Source organism: Streptomyces sp. KR80 (genome assembly GCF_052245555.1).
In the GTDB taxonomy this organism is placed as follows: Bacteria; Actinomycetota; Actinomycetes; order Streptomycetales; family Streptomycetaceae; genus Streptomyces.
Map to the genome: position 1 here is coordinate 282,874 of NZ_JBQQCD010000003.1, position 18,507 is coordinate 301,380.

The 18,507-nt window shown below is 68.2% G+C and carries 15 protein-coding genes; 9 read left to right on the forward strand and 6 right to left on the reverse strand.

What is annotated here, in order from left to right:
• A complete protein-coding gene (locus tag ACTWQI_RS06740; protein WP_443268358.1) occupies positions 1–1,083 on the forward strand; it encodes an inositol-3-phosphate synthase in 1,083 nt (360 codons plus the stop codon).
• 102 nt (positions 1,084–1,185) lie between these two features.
• Positions 1,186–2,442: an MFS transporter gene (locus tag ACTWQI_RS06745; protein WP_443268360.1), complete on the forward strand. Its 1,257-nt coding sequence runs from the start codon at positions 1,186–1,188 to the stop codon at positions 2,440–2,442.
• Between the two features lie 105 nt (positions 2,443–2,547).
• On the opposite strand, the gene ACTWQI_RS06750 is transcribed toward ACTWQI_RS06745, so the two are convergent.
• Positions 2,548–4,050, reverse strand: coding sequence for a CCA tRNA nucleotidyltransferase (locus ACTWQI_RS06750; RefSeq protein ID WP_443268362.1), 1,503 nt, complete (start codon positions 4,048–4,050; stop codon positions 2,548–2,550).
• Positions 4,051–4,219: 169 nt separating this feature from the next.
• Between ACTWQI_RS06750 and ACTWQI_RS06755 the strand changes: the two genes are divergently transcribed.
• The 7 genes from ACTWQI_RS06755 (at position 4,220) to trxA (ending at position 13,724) form a co-directional block, all read left to right on the forward strand.
• Entirely contained in the window at positions 4,220–6,589 is a 2,370-nt protein-coding gene (locus ACTWQI_RS06755) for a DUF6049 family protein (protein WP_443268364.1), read from the forward strand.
• 44 nt (positions 6,590–6,633) lie between these two features.
• The gene (gene murJ / locus ACTWQI_RS06760; protein WP_443268365.1) at positions 6,634–8,787 is read left to right on the forward strand and encodes a murein biosynthesis integral membrane protein MurJ; all 2,154 of its coding nucleotides are present in this window, start codon (positions 6,634–6,636) and stop codon (positions 8,785–8,787) included.
• Between the two features lie 112 nt (positions 8,788–8,899).
• Positions 8,900–10,612, forward strand: coding sequence for a protein kinase family protein (locus ACTWQI_RS06765; protein ID WP_443268367.1), 1,713 nt, complete (start codon positions 8,900–8,902; stop codon positions 10,610–10,612).
• Between the two features lie 35 nt (positions 10,613–10,647).
• Positions 10,648–11,334: an RNA polymerase sigma factor SigM gene (gene sigM / locus ACTWQI_RS06770; RefSeq protein ID WP_443268369.1), complete on the forward strand. Its 687-nt coding sequence runs from the start codon at positions 10,648–10,650 to the stop codon at positions 11,332–11,334.
• Positions 11,331–12,242, forward strand: coding sequence for an anti-sigma factor family protein (locus ACTWQI_RS06775; RefSeq protein ID WP_443268371.1), 912 nt, complete (start codon positions 11,331–11,333; stop codon positions 12,240–12,242). Before sigM ends, ACTWQI_RS06775 begins: the two co-directional genes overlap by 4 nt.
• A 134-nt stretch (positions 12,243–12,376) precedes the next feature.
• Positions 12,377–13,351, forward strand: coding sequence for a thioredoxin-disulfide reductase (gene trxB / locus ACTWQI_RS06780; RefSeq protein ID WP_443268373.1), 975 nt, complete (start codon positions 12,377–12,379; stop codon positions 13,349–13,351).
• Between the two features lie 40 nt (positions 13,352–13,391).
• The gene (trxA, locus tag ACTWQI_RS06785) at positions 13,392–13,724 is read left to right on the forward strand and encodes a thioredoxin (RefSeq protein WP_443268375.1); all 333 of its coding nucleotides are present in this window, start codon (positions 13,392–13,394) and stop codon (positions 13,722–13,724) included.
• A 79-nt stretch (positions 13,725–13,803) separates the two neighbouring features.
• Here the strand turns inward: trxA and ACTWQI_RS06790 are convergent, their stop codons facing one another.
• The 5 genes from ACTWQI_RS06790 to ACTWQI_RS06810 form a co-directional block, all read right to left on the reverse strand.
• The gene (locus tag ACTWQI_RS06790) at positions 13,804–14,421 is read right to left on the reverse strand and encodes a GNAT family N-acetyltransferase (protein WP_443268377.1); all 618 of its coding nucleotides are present in this window, start codon (positions 14,419–14,421) and stop codon (positions 13,804–13,806) included.
• 295 nt (positions 14,422–14,716) lie between these two features.
• Positions 14,717–15,826, reverse strand: a complete 1,110-nt coding sequence (locus ACTWQI_RS06795) for a ParB/RepB/Spo0J family partition protein (protein WP_443268379.1) — start codon at positions 15,824–15,826, stop codon at positions 14,717–14,719.
• On the reverse strand, positions 15,823–16,908 hold the full coding sequence (locus ACTWQI_RS06800; protein ID WP_443268670.1) for a ParA family protein: 1,086 nt from the start codon (positions 16,906–16,908) through the stop codon (positions 15,823–15,825). Before ACTWQI_RS06800 ends, ACTWQI_RS06795 begins: the two co-directional genes overlap by 4 nt.
• 261 nt (positions 16,909–17,169) lie before the next feature.
• Positions 17,170–17,886, reverse strand: a complete 717-nt coding sequence (gene rsmG, locus ACTWQI_RS06805) for a 16S rRNA (guanine(527)-N(7))-methyltransferase RsmG (protein WP_443268380.1) — start codon at positions 17,884–17,886, stop codon at positions 17,170–17,172.
• Positions 17,887–17,992: 106 nt separating this feature from the next.
• Entirely contained in the window at positions 17,993–18,502 is a 510-nt protein-coding gene (locus tag ACTWQI_RS06810) for a Jag family protein (protein ID WP_443268382.1), read from the reverse strand.
• Positions 18,503–18,507: the final 5 nt, after the last annotated feature.

The window sequence follows — 18,507 nt, forward strand, 5'->3', positions numbered from 1 at the left end:
ATGGGTTCGGTTCGCGTAGCCATCGTCGGCGTGGGCAACTGCGCCGCATCGCTGGTGCAGGGCGTCGAGTACTACAAGGACGCCGACCCGGACAGCCGCGTGCCGGGTCTGATGCACGTGCAGTTCGGCGACTATCACGTGCGGGACGTCGAGTTCGTGGCCGCCTTCGACGTCGACGCGAAGAAGGTTGGTCTGGATCTCGCGGACGCCATCGGAGCCAGCGAGAACAACACCATCAAGATCTGCGACGTGCCGTCCACGGGCGTCACCGTGCAGCGCGGCCACACCCTCGACGGCCTGGGCAAGTACTACCTCCAGACCATCGAGGAGTCCTCCGAGGCCCCGGTCGACGTCGTCCAGGTCCTCAAGGACCAGCAGGTCGACGTCCTCATCTGCTACCTGCCGGTCGGCTCCGAGGAGGCGGCGAAGTTCTACGCCCAGTGCGCGATCGACGCCAAGGTGGCTTTCGTCAACGCTCTCCCGGTCTTCATCGCCGGTACGAAGGAGTGGGCGGACAAGTTCACCGAGGCGGGCGTGCCGATCGTCGGTGACGACATCAAGTCGCAGGTCGGCGCCACGATCACGCACCGCGTGATGGCCAAGCTGTTCGAGGACCGGGGCGTCATCCTGGACCGCACGATGCAGCTCAACGTCGGCGGCAACATGGACTTCAAGAACATGCTCGAGCGTGAGCGCCTGGAATCCAAGAAGATCTCCAAGACTCAGGCCGTGACCTCGCAGATCCCGGACCGCGACCTGGGCGAGCAGAACGTGCACATCGGCCCGTCGGACTACGTGGCCTGGCTGGACGACCGCAAGTGGGCCTACGTACGGCTCGAGGGCAGGGCGTTCGGTGACGCCCCGCTGAACCTGGAGTACAAGCTCGAGGTCTGGGACTCCCCCAACTCGGCCGGCGTCATCATCGACGCCCTGCGCGCTGCGAAGATCGCCAAGGACCGCGGCATCGGCGGGCCGATCCTGTCCGCTTCCTCGTACTTCATGAAGTCGCCGCCGGTGCAGTACTTCGACGACGAGGCGCGGGAGAACGTCGAGAAGTTCATCAGGGGCGAGGTCGAGCGCTGACCCGACGCGGCACGGCGTCGACGAGGCGCTGCCCTGCGGCTCCTGATCACGGGTCCCCGGCAATCCCGCCGGGGACCCGTGCCGTGTGTGAGGCTGTGCGCCATGGCTGTTGTGCGTGACCTGCGCGTGCTGCTGGGGCTGCGCGACTTCCGTCGACTGCTGGCCGTGCGGCTCCTCTCCCAGGGCGCCGACGGGGCCTACCAGGTCGCGCTCGCCACCTACGTCGTCTTCTCACCAGAGAGAGAGACCTCGGCGACCGCCATCGCCTCAGCCATGGCCGTACTCCTCCTGCCGTACTCCTTGCTCGGGCCGTTCGCCGGTGTCTTCCTCGACCGCTGGCGCCGCCGCCAGGTTCTGCTGTACGGCAATCTCCTCCGCTCCGTACTCGCCTGCGGTACGGCCCTGCTCCTCGTGGCCGAGGTACCGGACTGGCTCTTCTACGCCTCCGCTCTCTCGGTCACGGCCGTCAACCGGTTCGTGTTGGCGGGCCTGTCCGCCGCCCTGCCGCGCGTGGTGGACCGGGACCGGTTGGTCATGGCGAATTCGCTCTCCCCTACGGCGGGAACACTGGCCGCAACCGCGGGCGGCGGGCTGGCCTTCGCGGTACGCCTCGCCGGCCTCGACTCCGACGCGGTGACCGTCATGCTGGGGGCCGCACTGTATCTGAGCGCGGCTCTCGCCTCGCTCCGGATGGGGCGCGAACTGCTGGGACCGGATCCCGAGCTGCTGCAGCCCCGGCTGACAGCGGCCCTCGCAGGCACCGTACGAGGGCTCGTGGAGGGCCTGCGCCACCTCGCCGAGCGCCGCCCGGCGACGGTCGTACTGGCCACGATGACGCTGGCGCGGTTCTGCTACGGCGCGCTGACCGTGACCGTACTGATGCTGTGCCGGTACGCATGGTCGGAGACCGAGTCCGAGGGGCTCGCCCTGCTCGGTATCGCGGTCGCCCTCTCGGCTGGGGGGTTCTTCGCTGCTGCGGTCGTCACCCCCTGGGCAGTCGACAGGCTCGGGGAGTTCGGCTGGCTGATCGCGTGCATGGCGGCCGCCGCCCTGCTGGCGCCCGGCCTCGGCCTGCCCTTCGAGCGTGTGCCCATGCTCGGCGCCGCCTTCCTGCTCGGCTTGACGACCCAGGCAGTGAAGATCACGACGGATACGGTGATCCAGGCAACGGTGGACGACGCCTTCCGGGGACGGGTCTTCGCCCTCTACGACGTGCTGTTCAACGTGGCCTTCGTCGGCGCGGCGGCGGTGGCGGCCCTGATGCTCCCGCCGGACGGCCGATCGGCCACCCTGGTCGTGACGGTGGCCGTGCTGTACGCCATCGCGGCTGCGACGACGGCCAAGTTCCGACCGTCGTAGCCGACCGCTCATGTTTCACGTGAAACAACCACCCGGCGCCGCCGCACAGACACACACAGCGGCGCGGCTCATGTTTCACGTGAAACATGAGCCGCGCCCTTGGCTTCAGCTCTGCGCAGCCCACCACTCTTTGAGCGCGGCCACGGCGTCGCCCCGCTCCATGGGCCCCTGCTCGAGGCGAAGCTCGAGAAGGTGCTTGTAGGCCTTGCCGACCACCGGCCCCGGCCGCACCCCGAGAATCTCCATGATCTCGTTGCCGTCGAGGTCCGGCCGGATCGAGTCCAGCTCCTCCTGCTCCTTCAGCCGCGCAATGCGCTCCTCGAGGCCGTCATAAGCCCGCGACAGCGCCGCTGCCTTCCGCTTGTTCCGCGTGGTGCAGTCCGACCGGGTCAGCTTGTGCAGCCGGTCCAGCAGCGGACCGGCGTCCCGTACGTACCGGCGGACCGCCGAATCGGTCCACTCGCCGGTCCCGTAGCCGTGGAATCGCAGATGCAGCTCCACCAACCGCGAGACGTCCTTCACCAGGTCGTTCGGATACTTCAGCTTCGTCATCCGCGCCTTGGTCATCTTCGCCCCGACCACCTCGTGGTGGTGGAAGGAGACCCTGCCGTCGCTCTCGAAGCGCCGCGTCTTGGGCTTGCCGATGTCGTGCAGCAACGCCGCCAGTCGCAGCACCAGGTCCGGCTCGCCCTCCTCGAGTGCGATGGCCTGCTCCAACACGGTCAGCGAGTGCCCGTAGACGTCCTTGTGCCGGTGATGCTCATCGCGCTCGAGCCGCAGCGCCGGCAACTCGGGCAGGACCAGGTCGGCGAGCCCGGTGTCGACAAAGAGCTTCAGCCCCTTCCTGGGGTAGGGCGCCAGGATGAGCTTGTTGAGCTCGTCACGCACCCGCTCGGCGGAGACGATCTCGATGCGGTCCGCCATCGCTGTCATCGCTGCGACGACCTCGGGAGCGACATCGAAGTCCAGCTGGGCGGCGAAGCGGGCGGCCCGCATCATCCGCAGCGGGTCGTCGGAGAAAGAGTCCTCAGGAGAGCCCGGCGTCCGCAACACCTTGGCCGCGAGGTCCTCCAGACCTCCGTACGGATCGATGAACTCCTTCTCGGGCAGCGCCACCGCCATCGCGTTCACCGTGAAGTCCCGGCGGACCAGATCCTCCTCGATGGAATCGCCGTAGGACACCTCGGGCTTCCGCGACGACCGGTCGTACGACTCCGAACGGTAGGTCGTCACCTCGATCTGGTACTCCCGGGCCCCTTCACGGCCGTTCCGGGTCCTCTTCAGGCAGCCGACCGTGCCGAAGGCGACACCGACCTCCCACACGGTGTCCGCCCACGGACGCACGATCTTCAGCACGTCCTCGGGGCGGGCATCCGTCGTGAAGTCGAGATCGTTTCCCAGCCGACCGAGCAGCGCATCCCGTACGGATCCGCCGACCAGGGCGAGGGTGTGTCCCGCCTCACGGAAGCGAGCGGCGAGATCGTCGGCGACGGGGGAGACCCGTAGGAGCTCGCTCACCGCGCGCCGCTGAACGTCACTGAGCGCGTTCGTCGGCTGTCGGTCCTGCGAGGTCGGCGGGGTGTGGCTGTCATGGTTGGCGTTCGGCACAACAGAACAGAGTACGTGGCTCGGCAGAATGGGGCGTCCTCGTTTCCGCGTAGCCGGTGGTTCTCCGCGATCTTGTCGGCGACCCCAGCACTTCGCCACGGCGGCTCTCGTTACCATTCCTGGACGCACATCCGACGACCACCACTGACGACGAGGGACGGGCGAGCGCGTGGCCGAGGCGGCACAGTTCCAGGGAACGCGATCCGCTGCTGCCCGCCGGTGGCTGCGGCACACGGCAACCGCCCTGGTGGGCGTGGTGCTGGTCGCGGGTACCCTGCAGCTTTCCTCCCCGGCCCCTATGGCACACGCTGCCGACAACGCCGTCGGCTCCCGCACCGTCAACGTCTCGATCAACTCCTTGACACCAGCGTCCCCGAAGAAGAACGACACCCTCACCGTCAGGGGAACGGTGACCAACGAGGGCCGCTCCACGATCACGGACGCCCACGTCGGGCTACGGGTGGGGCCCACGCTGAACAGCCGCAGCGCCATCGACACCGCGGCCAAGCGCACCGGCTTCTCGGCCGGCCCGGACGGACGGGAGATCGGCGGGAAGAAGCGCACCGTCCAGATCGACCGGCTGCCGGCAGGCGTTCCCCGCGACTTCAGCCTCCAGGTCCCCGTGGAGGACCTGAACCTGGGCGACGAAGGGATCTACCAGCTGGCGGTCTCGCTCACCGGGGAAACGGAGAGGCAGCGGTTCCAGCAGGTTCTAGGTATCGAGCGGACGTTCCTGCCCTGGCAGCCGTCCAAGGCCGACACGAGGACGAAGCTCAGCTTTGTGTGGCCGCTCATCTCCACCACGCGCCTCACGGCCCGGACAGACTCCGACGCCCAGCAGACGCCGATCTTCCGAGACGACTCCCTCGCCTCCGAATTGGGCCCCGGCGGGCGGCTGCAGCAGCTGGTGGCCCTCGGCAGTGACCTGCCGGTGACCTGGATGATCGATCCGGACCTGCTGGCGACCGTCGATGCCATGACGAAGAGCTACAAGATCGAACGCGCCGACGGCACCACCACTGCGGGCAGGAACCAGACCGTGGCCAAGCAGTGGCTCAAGGACCTCCAGGAGGCCGTGGACGGGCGTGAGGTGGTGGCGCTGCCCTTCGCCGATCCCGATCTTGCCTCGCTGGCCCACCGGGGCAAGAAGGCCTCGGGCGCCCTGGGTCATCTCAAACCCGCCACCGACCTCGCCTCCTGGACGGTGGAGACCATCCTCGCCACGAAGCCCCGCACTGACTTCGCGTGGCCCGTGGAAGGAGCGATCGATTCCTCGGTGGTCGACGTCGCCACGTCCGCCGGCGCGCACCGCGTCATCACCCGCAGCGACAGCCTCAGGGAGACCGCCGGCCTGCCCTACACCCCCACCGCAGCCCGTCCGATCGGAGGCGGCAACACGGCGGTGGTGGCGGACGCCCGCCTCTCCACGGCCTTCGAGGGCGACATGTCAGGGGCGGAGAGCACGACGCTCGCCGTGCAGCAGTTCCTGGCCCAGACACTCATGCTCACCATGCAGGCCCCCGGGAAGCAGCGGAGCATCGTCGTCGCCCCGCAGCGTATGCCCGGTGCCAGCCAGGCGCGCGCCATGGCGGAGGCGCTGGAGGGGCTGCAGGGCTCCCGTTGGACCAAGCCACTGGATCTGGGCGACGCGGCAAAGGCGAAGCCCGACCCGGACGCCGCCACGCGTGTGCCGCACACCGCCGCGTACCCTCGCTCGCTGCGCAAGCAGGAACTGCCGACGGAAGCCTTCGAAGACGCCCAGGAGACGCAGCGGGCGCTCGAAGGCTTTCAGGTGATCCTCTCCCGGCCGGAACGGGTCGTGACGCCGATCGGCAACGCGATCATGCGGGAGATGTCCACATCCTGGCGTGGTGACGCCAGGGGTTCCACGGTGTTCCGCGAGTCCGTTCGGGACTACCTCACCGATCTCAGTCAGGGCGTGCAGCTCGTCCAGAAATCGCCCCAGACCATGTCGGGGCGCAGCGCGACGATTCCGGTGACCGTGCAGAACAAGCTGGTCCAGGGAGTCGAAGGGCTGAAGCTGGTCCTCACGTCCAGCCAGCCGAACCGTCTCGACGTGGGCGAGGGGCAGCCCATCAGGATCGAGGGTGAGCACAGCCAGTCCGTGAAGTTCGACACCACGGCCAACGCGAACGGCACGGTCTGGGTGACGGCCCAGCTCACCACGGACGACGGTACGCCGTACGGCGCTCCGATGACCTTCAAGGTGAAGGTCACCGAGATCACCTCCACCGTGATGCTCGTCCTGGCCGGCGGTGTGCTGCTGCTTGTGCTCGCCGGCATCCGGATGTACACCCAGCGCAGGCGCGCTGCGGCCGCTGAGGCCACGGAGCCGGCGGGGGAGACGGACGAAGCGGAGGAGCCCGATGACACCAGTGACACCGATGAGACTGAGACCACCGAGTCCGCGGAGCCGGGCCCAGAAGCACCACAGTCCGAGCAGCAGGGTGACGTGACCTCGGACACCGCACCGGAAAGCGGCGAGGCATCCGGCACGGGTGAGAAAGTGGACCGTTGAGCGATGTCGGGGCCGGTCGGCCGGGACGATGAGGTGGGGTAGCGATGAACGCGCCGTACGACGGTGACCGCGGCCTGAGCCCGGGCAGCGACCCGACGGGCCAGCCGTCCCCGCCCGCCGCGCCCGATCCGTACGTACCGGACCCGTACCGTAACCAGAGCCCCGCGGCGCGGGACCCGGTGACCGATGCCCTGTACGACCGCGCCGCACACCCGCCACCGCCCCCTGGCCCGTACCCCGGCCCGCAGCCCCCGTACGAGCGTCCCAGGGCGCCGCAGCATGCCCCGAATGCTCAGCTGTGGGCCCAGCCCCATGCACCGGAGCCGGACGGACCGCCACGTCACCTGCCGGACGCGGACGACAGAACGACCACCGAGTCCATGGGCGTGGACGGCACCGCGGGCCGCGCCTCCGCTGAGGGCCCCGCCGAGCCGGATGCGTTCGCCCATCTCTTCCGGGACCAGCAGCAGCCACACGAACCGCAGCGCCCCGCGCAGACTCCGCCGCCGGACGGACCACCCGCCCAGTCCGAACCTGCCCCCGCGCCCAAGCGCTCCGGCGGCCGAGCAGCCGGCATCCTCAGATCCAGCGCGCTGATGGCCGCCGGGACGATCGTCTCCCGCATCACCGGCTTTCTGCGCACCCTGGTCATCGCGGCGGCGATCGGCGTCGCCGCGCTCGGCGACATCTATCAGGTCGCCAACACGCTGCCGACGATGATCTACATCCTGGTCGGCGGCGGCGCGCTCAACGCGGTGTTCATTCCGCAGCTGGTGCGTGCCATGAAGGACGACGAGGACGGCGGCGACGCCTACGCCAACCGGCTCCTCACCGTCGTGATGGCCCTCCTGGCGGGCGTCACCACCGTCTGCGTGCTCGGGGCACCGCTCTTCATCCGCATGATGTCGACGGAGATCGCCTCCGACCCGCAGAAGATGGAGGTGGCGGTCACCTTCGCCCGCTACTGCCTGCCGACCATGTTCTTCATGGGCGTGCACGTCGTGCTCGGCCAGATCCTCAATGCCCGCGGCCGCTTCGGAGCGATGATGTGGACCCCGGTCCTCAACAACATCGTCGTCATCGCCACCTTCGGTGCCTTCATCTGGGCGTTCGGCGGCGTCACAGCGACCAAGGTAAGCCCGTCCACCATCACCCCCGAGGGCGTCCGGCTGCTGGGCATCGGCACGCTGCTCGGCCTGACGGTGCAGGCCCTGGCGATGGTCCCGTACCTGCGCGAGGCGGGTTTCCGGATCCGGCCGCGCTTCGACTGGCGGGGCCACGGGCTGGGCAAGGCCTTGGGACTCGCCAAGTGGACCTTCCTCTTCGTTCTCGCCAACCAGCTGGGCATGGTCGTGGTCACCCAGCTCGCCACGGCGGCCGGAGCCGCGGCGGAGGGCAAGGGCTTCACCGGCACCGGCATCACCGCATACAACTACGCCCTGCTGCTCTGGCAGATGCCACAGGCCATCATCACGGTCTCCGTGATGACCGCCGTCCTGCCGAGGATCTCGCGCGCCGCGCACGACGGGGACCCATCCGCCGTCAGCGACGACATCTCCTACGGGATGCGCACCTCGGCCGTCGCAATCGTGCCCTGTGCCTTCGCCTTCCTGGCCCTCGGCGTCCCCATGGCCATGTTCCTCTACGCAGGATCCGGTGAATCCGGCGCCCGGAGCATCGGGTACGTCCTGATGGCGTTCGGCCTCGGCCTCATCCCGTACTCAGTGCAGTACGTCGTTCTGCGGGGCTTCTACGCCTACGAGGACACCCGAACCCCCTTCTACAACACGGTCATTGTCGCAGCCGTCAACGCCGCCGCCTCCACTCTGTGCTTCGTCCTGCTCCCGGCCCGTTGGGCCGTGATCGGCATGGCCGCCTCGTATGGCCTGGCGTACGCCGTGGGCGTAGGTGTCGCCTGGCGACGCCTGCGCAAGCGGCTCGGAGGGGATCTGGATGGATCCCATGTCCGCCGTACGTACGCCCGGCTCGCCGGGGCCTGCGTCCCCGCCTCCCTCCTCGCCGGGGCCACGGCGTTCGGGATCAGCCAGGCGCTGGGCAGCGGCGCCCTCGGCTCCCTCGCCGCCCTGGTCGGAGGCGCAATCGTGCTGCTCGGCGCGTTCTACGCAGCGGCCAGACGCATGCGCATCGAAGAGCTGACCGCCATGGTCGGGATGGTCCGGGGCCGCCTGGGCCGCTGACCGAGCACAACCTTCAACCGCCGCCGTGTGTCGTGCATAGCGGCGGACTGTGGGCACAATTGTCTTTGCTGTGGTGCGAGAGCGTGCAACGGATGGGGAGGCAGGAACGACGGTGGCGGAACGGAGCACGGCTGCCGTCGACGTGGCTGACAGCAGCGGCGATGAGCCGCTGACCGCGCAGGCGGAGAAGGCCACGGCCGACGGGGTGGACGCCCAGGAGGGGCGCGGAGCGGAAGCGGACGCCAAGGGCGCCGGCACGGCGCGAAGCAAGGGCGAGGAGACCAGTCCTGCGCCCGAAGCGGAACCCCCTGAGCTGCACAGCGGTCACAAGCTCGCGAGACGCTACCGCCTCGAGGAGTGCGTCACCCGTCTGGACGGATTCAGCAGCTGGCGTGCCGTCGACGAGAAGCTCCGCCGCGCCGTGGGCGTGCATGTGCTGCCCGCCGACCACCCCCGGGCCCGTCCCGTGCTCTCCGCCGCCCGCTCGGCGGCACTTCTCGGCGACCCCCGCTTCGTCCAGGTCCTCGACGCCGTCGAGGAGAACGATCTCGTCTACGTCGTGCACGAGTGGCTGCCCGACGCGACCGAGCTGACCAACGTCCTGGCATCCGGCCCGCTCGAGCCGCATGAGGCGTATCAGCTCGTCAGCCAGGTCTCGCAGGCCATGGCCGCCGCTCACCGCGAAGGTCTGGCCCACCTCCGGCTCACCCCCAGCTCGGTCCTCCGCACCGAGTCCGGCCAGTACCGCATCCGCGGTCTCGCCGTCATGGCGGCACTGCGCGGTATCCGTACCGACCACCCGCAGCGCACCGACACTGAGGCCATCGGTGCGCTGCTGTATGCCGCCCTGACCCAGCGCTGGCCCTACGAGGAGAACGCGTACGGCCTGTCCGGGCTGCCCAAGGGCGTCGGTCTGATCGCACCGGACCAGGTCCGGGCCGGTGTGCACCGGGGGCTCTCAGAGCTCGCGATGCGCGCTCTGGTGAACGAGGGGGCGACCCCATCGCGGCAGGAGCCCCCGTGCACCACGCCCGAGGAGCTGTCGAAGGCGGTCACGGCGCTGCCGCGCATCCGCCCGCCTGAGCCGTCCTTCGCCACGCCCACGTACCGGCCGACGACGTACCAGCAGGGCGGCTACCACCAGCCCGCGAACCGCAACGGCTCCGGAGCGCCCGCCCGTCCCGTTCCCGTTCCCCCACCACCGCTCCAGACCCGCACCGGACAAGCCCTTAAATGGACGGTCGCCGCACTGCTCATCGCGGCACTCGGCCTGGGTAGCTGGCAGCTGGCCGACACCCTCATGGACCGCGAGAACCGGGGCGACGACTCCGGCAGCTCGCAATCCGGGAGCGGCTCCCCCGGCGAGAACACGGCACCCGAGTCGATCTCGATCGTCGCCGCGCAGGACTTCGATCCGCTGGGAGACGGCTCCGAGAACCCGGACCAGGTCGGAAGGGCCTATGACGGCGACAAGGGGAGCTACTGGGAGACGCGGTTCTACGTCGGGCGCCCGGATCTCGGCGGCCTGAAGTCGGGTGTGGGCCTCATTCTCGATCTCGGGAAGCCGCAGCAGGTGGGCACAGCGCGGATCAGCTTCATCGGAAGCACCACTGTTCAGCTCATGGCGGCGCCCGAGGACGCATCGGCGATGCCTACGTCCCTGGACGGGTTCAGCAGGGTTGCCCGTGGCTCGGGCACCCATGTGAAGCTGGAGCCGCCCAAGCCCGTGACGACGCGATATGTGCTCGTCTGGCTGACGGAACTGCCGCCGACCGCCGAGGGCAATTACCGCGGCAAGGTCGCCGACATCAAGATCACGAGCTGAGTCAGCAGACAGGCGCCAAGCAGAGGGGCCCGACCTTGAACAGGACGACAGGCGGCGCCGCAAGTGATCAGGAACTGCTCTCCCGCCATGTGGCAGGAGATCCAGAAGCCTTCGGCGAGATAGTCCGCCGCCACCGCGACCGGCTTTGGGCGGTCGCGGTGAAGACGCTCGGCGACCGGGAAGAGGCCGCCGATGCCGTTCAGGACGCCCTGATCTCGGCCTACCGCGCAGCCCATACGTTCCGCGGCCAGTCGGCTGTCACCACCTGGCTGCACCGCATCACGGTGAATGCCTGCCTCGACCGAGCCCGCAAGGCGGCCACTCGCCGCACATCCCCCGTTGCCGAGACCGAGCGATTCGAGCAGCTTCTCGAACCCCACGAGTCCGCCGCCGTACCCGCCGAGCGGGAAGACCTGCACCGCGAGCTCCTCCAAGCCCTCTCCACACTTCCCGCCGAGCAGCGCGCTGCGCTCGTCCTGGTGGACATGCAGGGATACCCGGTCGCGGAGGCAGGCCGCATCCTCGACGTTCCCACCGGGACGGTGAAGAGCCGCTGCGCCAGAGGCCGAGCGAGATTGCTCCCCCTGCTCACTCATCTACGCACCGAAGGCGGGGATAGTCCGGCGCCGGGCGGGGGAAGGAACCGGACGCAGAGTACATCCGTCCCAGCGGCAGGACCGAGGGGCACAAATGCCGTGAAGGGCGGAGGTGGGCGAGCATGACATCCTCGACCGACACGGATCAGCATCCGGAGGTTGCGGAGATCTCGGCGCTCTCCGAAGGGCTTCTTCCTCCGGACCAGGCCACCGCAGTACGCGATCATCTGGCGACCTGCGCGCTGTGTGCCGATGTGCACAGCTCTCTCGAAGAAATCCGCGGATTGCTGGGGACCCTCCCCGGCCCGGCGCAGATGCCTGCCGACATTGCCGGCCGTATCGAGGCTGCCCTTGCCGCCGAAGCTCTGCTGGACTCGAGGGCATCCGCCGCCGTTTCACGTGAAACCGAGTCCGGCGCCGACGCCCTCCATGTTTCACGTGAAACCACCGCCGCGGCGGAGCCTCGCCGGTCCTCCGGACGCCCAGGAAGGCATGGGCGAGCCTCGACTGGTCCGGGCAGGAGGCGCATCCGTCGCCGCTGGCGTACAGCAGTCTTCGGCGCCGCGTGCGCACTCGCGGCCACAGCGCTCGGCGGGGTCATCGTCCAGTCCATCGACTCCCCAGCGAGCGACAGCGGGCAGCACTCGACCGCCACTGACTCGACCGAGCAGCAACTGAACGCGTCAGGGTTCACAGCCGACGGGCTCGAGTCACAGGTCCAAGACCTGCTCTCGCAAGCAGATGGGAAAGCCGCCCCCTCACATGAGGTCGGGCCTCAGTCCACCCCCAATACCACGATGAAGAAGGCCGGCCCAGAGGTTCCGTCCTGTGTCCGCGCCGGGATCGGTCGCTCCGATGTCCCGATTGCGGCCGAGCCGGGGACCTATAAGGGCACCGAGGCGTATCTCGTCGTGCTGCCCCACGTCACCGACGCCGCCCGGGTGGACGCCTATGTCGTCGACTCTTCCTGCACAGGGAAGACCCCCCAAACAGTCGGCGAAGTTCTTCTCAGGGCCACGTACGGGCGCGACTGACTGCGACGACTGACGGGGACCTGATCCGCCCGGCGCGCACGGGACACGACGGGAATGCAGGCCCCGTAGGATCCGTTGGGTGGGATGAGAGTCCCGAACCCGGAAAGCAGTCGGCAGAGACGAGGAAGACACCCGTGAGCGACGTCCGTAACGTGATCATCATCGGCTCTGGTCCGGCGGGATACACCGCGGCGCTGTACACCGCGCGCGCCTCCCTGAAGCCTCTGGTCTTCGAGGGTGCCGTCACCGCCGGCGGTGCGCTGATGAACACGACCGATGTGGAGAACTTCCCCGGCTTCCGCGACGGCATCATGGGTCCTGATCTGATGGACAGCATGCGGGCTCAGGCAGAGCGCTTCGGGGCCGAACTCATTCCGGACGACGTCGTGGCCGTTGACCTCACCGGTGAGATCAAGACCGTGACGGACTCGGCGGGAACGGTGCACCGTGCAAAGGCCGTGATCGTGGCCACGGGTTCCCAGCACCGCAAGCTGGGCTTGCCGCGGGAGGACGAACTGTCGGGCCGCGGGGTCTCCTGGTGCGCCACCTGCGACGGGTTCTTCTTCAAGGACCAGGACATCGCCGTGGTCGGCGGCGGGGACACCGCCATGGAGGAGGCGACCTTCCTCTCCCGCTTCGCCAAGTCCGTCACCGTCGTCCACCGCCGCGACACCCTCCGCGCCTCCAAGGCCATGCAGGAGCGCGCTTTCGCCGACCCGAAGATCTCCTTCTCCTGGGACAGCGAGGTCGCCGAGATCCACGGGGAACAGAAGCTCACCGGTCTGACCCTGCGCAACACCAAGACCGGGCAGATGACCGAGCTGCCGGCGACCGGGCTCTTCATCGCCGTAGGCCACGACCCGCGTACGGAACTGTTCAAGGACCAGCTGGATCTGGACTCCGAGGGATACCTGAAGGTGGAGGCCCCGTCGACGCGCACCAACCTCACCGGCGTCTTCGCCGCGGGCGATGTGGTGGACCACATCTACCGCCAGGCCGTCACCGCTGCGGGTACCGGCTGCGCAGCGGCCCTCGACGCGGAGCGCTACATCGCTGCCCTCAGTGACACGAAGCCCGCGGAGCCGGAGAAGGCCGCAGCGGCCCTCTGATACCGACCTGACTCACGTACCAACAACCAAGGAGACCGCCATGGCCGGCGCCCTCAAGAACGTGACTGACGCTTCCTTCGACGAGGACGTCCTCAAGAGCGACAAGCCTGTCCTCGTCGACTTCTGGGCGGCGTGGTGCGGCCCATGCCGCCAGATCGCACCATCCCTGGAGCAGCTCGCCGCCGAGTACGGGGACAAGATCGAGATCGTCAAGCTGAACATCGACGAGAACCCCGCCACCGCGGCAAAGTACGGCGTCATGTCCATCCCGACGCTCAACGTCTACCAGAATGGTGAGGTCGCCAAGACGATCGTCGGTGCCAAGCCGAAGGCAGCGATCGCCCGCGACCTGTCCGAGTTCATCGGCGAGTAACGGCCGAGCGTCAGGTTTCACGTGAAACAGGCCCGCCCCACGGAGGGGGCGGGCCTGTTCAGTTCCTCGTCGGACTCACCTACAGCGGCCGCAGTGCGGGCTCCTTCTGCACCGCACCGAGGAGCCGGTCCAGAGCCAGTTCGACATCTTCCTTCCACGAAAGCGTCGTCCGCAGCTCCAGACGCAGCCGAGGGAATCGGTGGTGCGGTCGTACGGTCTTGAACCCCACCGCCAGCAAATGCTCGGCGGGCAGTACACAGGCCGGTTCCTTCCAGCGTGCGTCACCGAATGCCTCGATCGCCTTGAAGCCCCGCCGCAAGAGATCCTTGGCCACCGTCTGAACGATCACTCGGCCGAGCCCCTGCCCTTGATAGCCGGGCATGATCCACGCCGTCATCAGCTGAACCGCATCCGGGGACACTGGACTGGTCGGAAAGGCGGTGGAACGCGGCACGTACGCAGGCGGCGCGTAGAGGACGAACCCCACGGGCACCTCGTCGACATACACCACCCGGCCGCAGGATCCCCATTCCAGGAGCACGGCCGAGATCCAGGCCTCCTTCTCCAGCTCCGGCCGGCCGGCCTTCACCGCGGCTTCGCCGCTGACCGGGTCGAGCTCCCAGAAGACACACGACCGGCACCGCTTGGGAATGTCCGGAAGGTTGTCCAGTGTGAGCGGTACGAGCCGTCGCCCCATGCAGCCAGTTCCTCGCTTCCCTCACCCACCGCCTCACGGGCGGCCGCCAGCGCTCCACGCTCCCTGAGGAGACTGCCGACGAATCCGCCGACTGCCCCCAGACTCAATCCTGCCGCCACCAGCCCAGTGCGGCTCGCTAATCGCATGGCTTGCCCTCCAGATGAGGTTTCTCCACATGGATAGCCAAACCTGAACGCATCGTATCCAGGTCGCGATTGTCCCATACGGTAATAAAGCAAAGGGCGGACCGCACCTTGGTGACACGGCCCGCCCTCGGTTCACGAGGTTTCCGGGATCATTCCTCGGCAGCCTCCGCCGCCTCCTCCGAGAGCCTCTGCTCCAGCACGGGTCCCTCTCCGGGGGCCAGTGTGCCCAGGATCCGCTCCAGATCCTCTATCGAGGCGAACTCAACGACGATCTTCCCCTTCTTCTGGCCCAGGTCCACCTTCACCCGGGTCTCGAAGCGATCCGAGAGACGCGACGCCAGATCGGTCAGCGCGGGCGACACGCGCGTACCGGCCCTGGGGCCCTTGGCCTTCGGCGTGCTGCTCGGGCGTGAGCCCATCAGCGTCACGATCTCCTCGACCGCCCGCACAGACAGGCCTTCCGCAACGATCCGGTGTGCCAGCCGGTCCTGCTCCTCGGAATCCTCGACCGACAGCAGTGCACGTGCGTGTCCGGCGGACAGCACCCCGGCAGCGACCCGACGCTGCACGGACGGAGACAGCTTGAGCAGCCGCAAGGTGTTGGAGACCTGCGGACGCGAGCGTCCGATCCGGTCCGCCAGCTGATCGTGCGTGCACTTGAAGTCCTTGAGCAGCTGGTCGTAGGCCGCAGCCTCTTCCAGCGGGTTCAGCTGGGCACGGTGGAGGTTCTCCAGCAGCGCGTCCAGCAGAAGCTTCTCGTCCTCGGTCGCACGGACGATCGCCGGGATCCGCTCGAGACCGGCTTCACGGCAGGCCCGCCACCGGCGCTCGCCCATGATGAGCTCGTAGCGCTGCGGGCCCAACTGCCGGACAACGACCGGCTGGAGGAGGCCGACCTCCTGGATGGAGGTGACGAGTTCAGCAAGTGCGTCCTCGTCGAAGACCTCACGCGGCTGGCGCGGGTTGGGGGTGATGGAGTCCAGCGGGAGTTCAGCGAAGTGGGCACCGGACGGGTACGCCTCGGCTACAAGCGCGTCGAGCTCCTCCTGCGACACACCGTCCGTTTCACGTGAAACCCCAGGCGTCGGAGGGGAGTCGACCTGGGCCGGTGCGACACCCCGGCCTTGCCCAAGCAGCGGCACCGCTGCCGGGGAGGTAGCCCCTACGCCCAACGACGGCGCCGTTCCGGGTGACCCCTGTGGAGCCGCGGGGATCAGCGCACCGAGCCCGCGGCCCAGTCCTCTACGTCGTTCGCTCACTGCATCCCCTCCGGCATACTGTGCTGATCCTCCTGGGCGTTCTGGCCTGCGATGTGCGCATGCTGCGGGTCGTAGTGCACCCCGACTCCGCGCAGTGCGATCTCACGAGCCGCTTCGAGGTAAGACAGAGATCCACTGGAACCGGGATCATAGGTGAGCACGGTCTGCGCGTAGCTGGGCGCTTCCGAAATCCGCACGGATCGCGGGATGCTCGTCCGCAGCACCTCATGCCCGAAGTGACTGCGGACCTCGTCGGCCACCTGCGAGGCGAGCCGGGTCCTGCCGTCGTACATGGTGAGCAGGATGGTCGAGACATGCAGCTTGGGATTGAGGTGTCCACGCACCAGATCCACATTGCGCAGGAGTTGACCGAGGCCCTCCAACGCGTAGTACTCGCACTGGATCGGGATGAGCACCTCGGCACCGGCGACCAGAGCGTTCACCGTGAGGAGACCCAACGACGGCGGGCAGTCGATGAGGACGTAGTCCAGCGGCTGCTCATACGCCTCGATGGCCCTCTGCAGCCGACTCTCCCGCGCCACGAGTGAGACGAGCTCGATCTCGGCGCCGGCAAGATCGATAGTCGCCGGCGCGCAGAACAGCCCCTCCACATCCGGCACCGGCTGAACGACATCCGCCAGCGGCTTGCTCTCCACCAGAACGTCGTAGACGGAGGGCACCTCGGAGTGATGCTCGATTCCGAGGGCCGTCGAGGCGTTGCCCTGAGGGTCGAGATCGATCACCAGCACACGGGCGCCATGCAGAGCGAGGGAGGCGGCGAGATTGACCGTCGTCGTGGTCTTGCCGACTCCACCCTTCTGGTTGGCCACCACCATGACTCTTGTCTGTTCCGGACGTGGCAGCCCCTCACCGGCTCGGCCGAGGGCTTCGACGGCCAGCTGTGCGGCTCGGCCGATGGGGGTGTCGTCCATGGGGGGCAGCGTTTCACGTGAAACATCCACCCCCGCCGATTCGGCACGGGGGCCGGGGACCGGATCGGTCATCGGTCCCGCGATGTTGGCGTCGGACCGCAAGGATTCACTCTCCTCGACTTCAGGCTCGCAATGAACAGAGCCTCCCATGCTTTCGGGGTCGTGAACCAGCGAGGCCCGTTCTCCTGTGGATGAATCCACACCGACAGAGGGTTCTGATGCTGCCGAGATAGCCATCCGTAGCGGCCCCGGCCGGTTGCGTGGTGAGGCGGCGGCACGGCCGCGGCTGATGATTCCATGCAGCAGTGATCGACGTTTCACGTGAAACACGATGCATGGGTGGCCACGCTACGGCGTCACGACACTCCGATTTAGGTGGTTTTGGTGGCTTTTGCCAGAGCGAGTCACGCTCTACCGGTGACGTCGCGCCCGACCAATCCGCGCCGCCTTGGCCCTCTTGGCAGCGAAGCGCACCCCGCCCGGGCTCTCTCCGACCTCCACGCGCACCACCGTCGAAGGAGGATTCACCAGCCCCTCACCGACATGCAGGATCGAGGTGTCGACGACGCCGAGCTTACTCAGCGCCGCACGCGCAGCCCTCAGCTCCTCCTCGGCCGTATCTCCCTTGAGGGCCAGCATCTCTCCGTAGGGACGCAGCAAGGGGACCCCCCAGCCGGCCAGACGGTCGAGCGGGGCCACGGCACGAGCTGTCACCACATGTACGGGGGGAAGCTTGCCGAGCACTTCCTCCGCACGCCCTCGCACCACGGTCACATGCTCGAGCCCGAGCAGTTCCACCACTTCCTCGAGGAAGTTCGTCCTCCGCAGAAGCGGCTCGAGCAAGGTGATACGCAGATCCGAGCGCACGAGCGCCAGCGGAATGCCAGGCAGCCCCGCGCCGGAACCGACGTCACAGACCGAGACTCCCTCGGGCACCGCCTCAGAGAGCACCGCGCAATTCAGCAGGTGCCGTTCCCAGAGCCGCGGTACCTCACGGGGTCCGATCAGCCCACGACGGACTCCCACGTCTGCCAGCAGCTCCGCGTACCGGACAGCCTCCGGAAGGCGCTCGCCGAACACCACCTCTGCCTGTTCCGGGGCCGGGGGAAGCTCCGATGCCTCCGTCACGGGGACCGTCCTTCCGTACACGCTCTTGCATGCTGACTGTCAGGCTGACAATTGCGGCCCCGCCTGCGAACAGGCGGGGCCGCGAACACCTCGGGGTCCGGTCCGATCAGGCCGGAAGCACCACGACGCAGCGCTGTGGCTCCTCGCCCTCGGACTCACTGCGCAGTCCCGCCGCCGCCACCGCGTCATGGACCACCTTGCGCTCGAAGGGCGTCATCGGATGAAGCTTCACCGGCTCCCCGGTGCCTTTCGCCTCCTGCGCCGCCTTGGCACCCAGCTCCGCGAGCTCCTCGCGCTTACGGGCCCGGAAACCGGCGATGTCCAGCATCAGACGGCTCCGGTCACCGGTCTCGCGGTGCACGGCCAGCCGGGTGAGTTCCTGGAGCGCCTCCAGCACCTCACCATCGCGACCCACCAGCTTCTGCAGATCGCGACTGGTCGCGTCGCTGACGATCGAGACCGCCGCCCGGTCGGCCTCGACATCCATGTCGATGTCACCGTCGAGATCCGCGATGTCCAGCAGCCCCTCGAGGTAGTCGGCCGCGATCTCCCCTTCCTGCTCGAGGCGGGTCAGGGTGTCGCCACCCTCGGCGGCCGGGGTGGTGCCTTCCGTCACTGGAT